The organism is Paraburkholderia sp. CNPSo 3272, assembly GCF_024206495.1.
Lineage (GTDB): Bacteria > Pseudomonadota > Gammaproteobacteria > Burkholderiales > Burkholderiaceae > Paraburkholderia.
In genome coordinates this window covers 92861-99659 of record NZ_JAMBPQ010000026.1, presented here as the reverse complement: position 1 = coordinate 99659, position 6799 = coordinate 92861, and the positions used below count along the sequence as shown (strand labels likewise).

Sequence of the window (6799 nt, the reverse complement as noted above, 5' to 3'; positions counted from 1 at the left end):
GAGCCAGGATCAAACTCTTCAGTTCAATACCTGTTACTGTTTTCGGTCTCTCTCGAGACCGGTCGCTCACTCAAAGCTGACAGGTTCTGAATAAATTCAAAAACCTGACTTACTTTAGTGTGAGACTCTTGATACTTTTGCTGCTCCCGATATCGCTCCGAAGAACCATATCGGGTCGCCACCGCATCAAGCGCCCACACTTATCGGCTGTAAATTTTTAAAGATCGTTCGCGAAAGCGCCGTTAAAACTGCTCGACTACCGGCTTCTTTCTGCGTTGCTGCGTCTGCAGCAGAGAAACGAGATTATGAAGAATCCTTTTCGCTTCGTCAACCCCTTTTTTTCGCTCACCGCTTGAAAAAGCTTGCTGACTCCTGCGTCCGCCGGTTTCCGCGGCGGCCCTCGCTGCCTGACGTCTGAGAGACATCGAACGAAGGGGGCGAATCTTATCGCCCCCGCCGAAGCCGTGCAAGGGGGTAGCGAAAATATTCCTCACTTCCGGGTAAGGACCTCCAGCGGCACTGCGTTCGCCATCGCGGCGTAGCCGGCGTCGCTTGGATGGATGTGGTCGCCGCTGTCATAGCCGTAACGCAGTCGCGCCGGATCCGCGGGGTCCCGCAGCGCCGCGTCGAAATCGACCACGCCGTCGAACGCCCCGCCAGTCCGGATCCACTGATTGACCGCCGTGCGGATTGCCTCGCGCTCCGGCGGCAGCGATGCCGGCGTGAGCGTCGCGCCGAAAATGCGTACGCCGCGCCCGTGCGCCTGCGCGATCACGCGGCGGTAGCCCGCGATCACGTCGTTCGCGTCCACGTGCGTATGAGGAAAGTCGCAGTCGAGACCCGATCGCGCCGGCATCGCCTGGAAGTTGATGTCGTTGATGCCGATGAGCAGCACCACGGTCTTCACGCCCGGGTGACCGAGCGCGTCGCGGCCAAAGCGCCGCTCGAGCGCCTCGCCGTAGCAAGGCGAATCGCTCAGCAACCGGTTGCCGCTAATCCCGAGATCGATCACGGCGAGATCCGTGCGCGGCGACTGCGCGATGCGGCGCGCCAACGCGTCCGGCCAGCGACGGTTCTGATTGAGCGAGGAACGCATGCCATCGGTAATGGAATCGCCGATCGCCGCGACCGTCGACGCCCCCGGCGCCTCGACCGCCAGCCCCGTCACCCACGCGTACTGCGTAAAGCGCTGGGCGAACGCACCAATCGACGGATCCGCGACGTGATTGCCCGGACGCGAGACGTAATCCACCTGACTCGCCACGCGGTGCCACGCGACCATCTTTTGCTCGGGTCCCATATAGGAACTGATGGCGTAGGGTGCGTGCGCCTTCAGATCGATCTGCACCGGATCGCTATCGAGCGCAGCACCGGGAGGCACCGACACCGCCGGCCGCCCGCCGAAGGTCACATGCGCCATACCTGCCTCGCTCGCCGCCGCGCCGCCCGCAGACGGCGCAATCGCCATCGCCTCGATCACGAGCGGCGCGCGCCCGTAGAGGTTGCTCAAATGCACGCGCGCAACCGTGCCACCCAGCGACGGATAGACGATCTGCCGAACGGTACGCCCGGCGACCTCGGGCGCGCGGTACAGCGCCGGGAGCGCGTCGCGCTCGGGAATCGACTGCAGGGCCGTCGCCCAGCTCGTGACCCAAGGGCCCGGGGCTTGATCAGCGAACGCGGCAGACGCGCCGCCAAGTGAAATTAATACTGCGGCCGCAGCCGCGAGGGGAGCAAAAGAAATCTTCATCCGTGAACGAGTGCGCAGGCAAAGGCGCATTGTGCCCCATGGCCCGGCGCACAGCCTTCCATCCGCCTGACAGTTCAGCACATCAACGCGTGCAAATGCCCGCGCACAAGGGCCCAAAATTCCAGGCACCCCGCTGCCGCCCCGCTAAAACTGAGCTGTCGGTCCGAATTTCTTTGCCTCACCTCAAAAAATTCATTTACCGACCGGTCGGTTGATTTATACTGCGCGACATACCCAACTTCGACGAGAGCGTCTCCATGTACACGCAATCCCTCGACATCCCCGGCAATGTTGCTCCGCCCGACGCGGACGCAATCTCGCCGGAGCAAGCGCAGTTCGACGCCATCATGGCCGCCGACGGCAAGATCGAGCCGCAGGACTGGATGCCCGACGCCTATCGCAAGACGCTCGTGCGCCAGATCTCGCAGCATGCGCACTCGGAAGTCGTCGGCATGCTGCCGGAAGGCAACTGGATCTCGCGCGCGCCGAGCCTCAAGCGCAAGGCGATCCTGCTCGCCAAGGTGCAGGACGAAGCGGGCCACGGCCTCTATCTTTATAGCGCGGCGGAAACGCTCGGCGTTTCGCGCGACCAGCTAGTCGACGCCCTGCACGCCGGCAAGGCCAAGTATTCGAGCATCTTCAACTACCCGACGCCCACGTGGGCCGATGTCGGCGTGATCGGCTGGCTCGTGGACGGCGCGGCGATCATGAACCAGATTCCGCTGTGCCGCTGCACGTACGGCCCGTACGCGCGCGCCATGATCCGCATCTGCAAGGAAGAGTCTTTCCACCAGCGCCAGGGCTTCGACGCCCTGCTCGCCATGATGAGCGGCACCGAGGCGCAGCGCGAACTCGTTCAGCAATCCGTGAACCGCTGGTGGTGGCCGGTGCTGATGATGTTCGGCCCGAGCGACGCCGATTCGGTCCATAGCAACCAGTCGGCCAAATGGGGCATCAAGCGCATCTCGAACGACGATCTGCGCCAGAAGTTCGTCGATGCCACGGTCGAGCAGGCGAAGGTGCTGGGCGTCACGCTGCCCGATCCCGATCTGAAATGGAACGAAGCGCGCGGCCACTACGACTACGGCACGATCGACTGGGAAGAATTCTGGCGCGTCGTGAACGGCGACGGCCCGTGCAACCGCGAGCGTCTCGGCACGCGAGTGAAGGCGCACAACGAAGGCGCGTGGGTGCGCGAAGCCGCCCTCGCCCACGCCGAAAAGCAGCGTCAGCGCGCCGAAAAGCACGCAGCTTGAGCACACCTCATACATGAATCAGGAAGGAAGGAGATCCACGATGAACAAGGAATGGCCGATCTGGGAAGTGTTCGTGCGCAGCAAGCAGGGCCTCGACCACAAGCACTGCGGCAGCCTGCACGCCTGCGACGCCTCGATGGCGCTGCGCATGGCGCGCGACGTCTACACGCGCCGCCAGGAAGGCGTGAGCATCTGGGTGGTGCCGTCGTCGGCAATTACGGCATCGGATCCGAACGAAAAGGCCGAGCTCTTCGAGCCGGCCGGCGACAAGATCTATCGCCACCCGACGTTCTACACGCTGCCCGACGAAGTCAACCACATGTAAGAGCGCAACATGACGACGCCCACGCCCGAACAACTCGCGTACGTGCTACGCCTCGCCGATACGGCGCTGATCCTCGGTCAGCGCAATACGGAATGGTGCGGCCACGGCCCGATCCTCGAAGAAGACATCGCGCTCGCCAACATGAGCCTGGACCTGATCGGTCAGGCGCGCCTGCTCTACACGCATGCCGCTACGCTCGAAAAGGCGCTCACCGGCCGCGAGCGCACCGAGGACGACTACGCCTACTTCCGCGCAGAGCGCGAGTTCGCGAACTACACGCTCGCAGAGCTGCCGCACTTCGGCCCGCTCGCCGGCACGACGCATTCGGCCAACGACTACGCCGTGACGATCGTGCGCAATTTCCTCTACGCCACGCTGATGGGGCATCTGTGGACCGCGCTGCTGCGCTCCGCCGACCCGCAACTGGCCGCAATCGCCGAGCGCTCGATCAAGGAAACGCGCTACCACGTGCACCATGCGCGCGAGTGGCTGATCCGTTTCGGCGACGGCACCGACGAATCGCACCGCCGCGCCCAGGCCGCCATCGACTGGCTGATGCCGTACACGCGGGAGTTCTTCAGCACCGACGCCGTGGAAACGGCCGTGGCCGAAGCCGGCATCGCACCGCTCACGGCGCAGTTCGAAGCGGCGTGGCGCGCCGACGTGGAAGCCGCGCTCGAAGAAGCCACGCTTACGCTGCCAGAGCAGGTGTTCCACATCACGACCGGCAAGCACGGTGAACACTCGGAGCACATGGGTTTCGTGCTGGCCGAGATGCAGAGCCTCGCGCGCCAGCACCCGGACGCGCGCTGGTAAGCACCCCCGCAGGAACAGAGGAAGTCACGATGCAAGCAACGGCAGATCACGCGCTCGAACGCGCCTGGGAAGTGCTGGAATCGGTGCCCGATCCGGAGATTCCGGTCGTGTCGATTCGCGAACTGGGCATTCTGCGCGACGTGCGCCGCGCCGACGACGGCCAGATCGAAGTGATCATCACGCCCACCTACTCCGGCTGCCCCGCCATGTCGCAGATCGCGGAGGACGTCGCGCACGCGCTCGACGCCGCCGCGCTCGCGCCCTACCGCATCGCGACGACCCTCACGCCCGCGTGGACCACCGACTGGATCACCGACGAAGCGCGCGAGAAGTTGCGCGCCTATGGCATCGCGCCGCCAACGGGTAACTGCGGCTTTGCGCCGCAATCGGCCGAGCAACCGATCACCTTCATCGCGAAGCCGAAGCCGAAGCCATTGCCCGCGCCCGCCTGCCCGCACTGCGGCTCGCAGCATACCGAGCGCCTCGCGCAGTTCGGCTCGACCGCGTGCAAGGCGCTCTACCGCTGCATCGACTGCCGCGAACCCTTCGACTACTTCAAACCGTACTGATATGGCCACTCCGCAATTCCATTCGCTGCGCATCCGCGAAGTGCGGCCCGAAACCGCGGACGCGGTCTCTGTCGCTTTCGAAGTCCCGCCCGAGCTGCGCGAGGCGTTTCGCTTCACCCAGGGGCAGTTCGTGACGCTCAAGACGCACATCGATGGCGAAGAAACGCGTCGTTCGTACTCGATCTGCGTGGGCGTCACCGACTACGACCGCGATGGGGAGCTGCGCATCGGCATCAAGCGCGTGCGCGGCGGGCGTTTTTCGAACTTCGCGTTCGATCAGCTCGCGCCCGGCCACGAGATCGACGTGATGACGCCCGATGGCCGCTTTTTCACGCACCTGAATGCCGAGCACGGCAAGCACTACGTGGCCTTCTCGGGCGGCTCGGGCATCACGCCCGTGCTCGCGATCATCAAGACGACGCTAGAAACGGAGCCGCGCAGCGCGTTCACGCTCGTGTACGGCAACCGCAGCGTCGACTCGATCATGTTCGCCGAAGAGCTGGAAGACCTGAAGAACCGCTTCATGAGCCGCTTGCGCCTCTATCACGTGCTTTCGGACGACCTGCAGGACGTCGAACTCTTCAACGGCGTGCTCGATCAGGCCAAGTGCGCGGCGTTCCTCGAAACGCTCTTGCCCGCCGACGAGATCGACGAAGCCTTCATCTGCGGCCCCGGCCCGATGATGGACGCCGCCGAAGCCGCGTTCAAGGATGCGGGCGTGCCGCCTCAGAAGGTGCACGTGGAGCGTTTCGGCTCGCCGCTGCCGCAGGCGGGCGTGGCGAACGTCGAGATCACTGAAAACACGCCGGCCGCCGACCTCGAAATCGTCATCGACGGCAAGAAGCGCAAGATGCGCCTGCCGTACGAGGGCGTGAGCCTGCTCGACGTCGGCCTGAAGGCGGGTCTGGCGCTGCCTTACGCCTGCAAGGGCGGCGTGTGCTGCACCTGCCGCGCCAAGGTGCTCGAAGGCGAAGTGAAGATGGACAAGAACTACACGCTCGAGGAGCAGGAGGTGAAGGACGGCTTCGTGCTCACCTGCCAGTGCCATCCGGTCAGCGAGCGTGTGGTCGTGAGTTTCGACGAACGTTAAGGCGTTAGAGCAACAGCACGCTTTCGGCCCGCAGGCGATCCGCTTACACTAGGGGCCGCCCGCGGGTGTTGCAGCGCAGCGCTGCGACACCCGCGGGCGGCTCCTTTTGTTATTTGCGCGCTTTCGGGCTTACAGGGCGTTCAGCGTGAACGCAACGAGTTGTCGATGACCACGATTCACCTCATTTACGGCGAGCCGGCCGTGACGGCGCTACGACAGGCTCTCGAAGCGGCAGGCCGTCCGGACCGCGTGATCGCCCTGCGCGATGACCTGACGGTCGGTCCGTTGCGCGACATCGACGTGGCGGGCGACCCAGGCGTCGCGCAACGCGCCGCCTTCTGGGAGCGCCTAAGCGATGCGCCGCCCGCGCTTGCCTACGACGACTGTGCGGCGCTGAATGCGCTCGAAGCCGACGACTCCCATGTGGTGATCTGGCACACGCACGACGCCGCGCACCAACTCGCGCTGCGCCGGGTCTGCTACCGCTTGCGCGACGTCCCGCAGCGCCTGAACGAAGTGCGCCTGACCACCGACGAAATTTCGGGTCTGAACGCTGCAGCCCGCATCGAGGCGCGCTTGCCCGATGCCGCGCCGATCTCGGTACTGCGCATCACGCGTCTCGCGCTGGAGTGGCAAGAAGCCAAGTTCGCCAACGGGGAGACGCGCCGCTGGCGCGACAACACCTTTACGAGCGGCACGTGGAGCGACCTCGACGCGATGATCCTCGACGTGCTCGACGCCTATGAAGACCGTCCGGCGGGCGCATCGTGGCTTCCCAGCGACGCGCTAGGCGAAGCGCTCACGCGTGGCGGCGCCGGCTTCACGGTTGGCGAGCCGGTCGTGCTGTGGCGTCTGCGCGAACTGTGCGCGGCCGAAGAACTGCGCCTGCGCGACGATATGTGCGCCGCCTGCGCCCCGCTTGCCGCCGCCGCGCGCGCCGCGCGTCCGCCCCTGCCGCAAACCGCCGCGCATCTTTCCCTCCCCCGCTGAATT

At 65.0% G+C, this 6799-nt stretch carries 7 protein-coding genes; 6 read left to right on the top strand and 1 reads right to left on the bottom strand.

Annotated elements, in window-relative coordinates; translation table 11 throughout:
* Nucleotides 1–490: 490 nt before the first annotated feature.
* Entirely contained in the window at nt 491–1750 is a 1260-nt protein-coding gene (locus M3I53_RS26425) for an SGNH/GDSL hydrolase family protein (protein WP_254318781.1), read from the bottom strand.
* A 257-nt stretch (nt 1751–2007) separates the two neighbouring features.
* Here M3I53_RS26425 and paaA point away from each other — a divergent pair, with 257 nt between their 5' ends.
* The 6 genes from paaA (at nt 2008) to M3I53_RS26395 (ending at nt 6796) form a co-directional block, all read left to right on the top strand.
* Nucleotides 2008–3006: a 1,2-phenylacetyl-CoA epoxidase subunit PaaA gene (gene paaA, locus M3I53_RS26420; RefSeq protein WP_254318779.1), complete on the top strand. Its 999-nt coding sequence runs from the start codon at nt 2008–2010 to the stop codon at nt 3004–3006.
* A gap of 40 nt (nt 3007–3046) precedes the next feature.
* A complete protein-coding gene (gene paaB, locus M3I53_RS26415) occupies nt 3047–3331 on the top strand; it encodes a 1,2-phenylacetyl-CoA epoxidase subunit PaaB (RefSeq protein WP_112169807.1) in 285 nt (94 codons plus the stop codon).
* Between the two features lie 9 nt (nt 3332–3340).
* Nucleotides 3341–4147 carry a 1,2-phenylacetyl-CoA epoxidase subunit PaaC gene (gene paaC, locus M3I53_RS26410; protein WP_254318778.1) on the top strand — a complete coding sequence of 269 codons (807 nt, stop codon included), beginning with the start codon at nt 3341–3343 and terminating at the stop codon, nt 4145–4147.
* 29 nt (nt 4148–4176) lie between these two features.
* Nucleotides 4177–4716, top strand: a complete 540-nt coding sequence (gene paaD, locus M3I53_RS26405; protein ID WP_254318776.1) for a 1,2-phenylacetyl-CoA epoxidase subunit PaaD — start codon at nt 4177–4179, stop codon at nt 4714–4716.
* Between the two features lies 1 nt (nt 4717).
* Nucleotides 4718–5806, top strand: a complete 1089-nt coding sequence (paaE, locus tag M3I53_RS26400) for a 1,2-phenylacetyl-CoA epoxidase subunit PaaE (RefSeq protein ID WP_254318775.1) — start codon at nt 4718–4720, stop codon at nt 5804–5806.
* Nucleotides 5807–5971: 165 nt separating this feature from the next.
* Nucleotides 5972–6796, top strand: a complete 825-nt coding sequence (locus M3I53_RS26395; RefSeq protein WP_254318774.1) for a DUF1835 domain-containing protein — start codon at nt 5972–5974, stop codon at nt 6794–6796.
* The last annotated feature ends 3 nt before the right edge of the window (nt 6797–6799 follow it).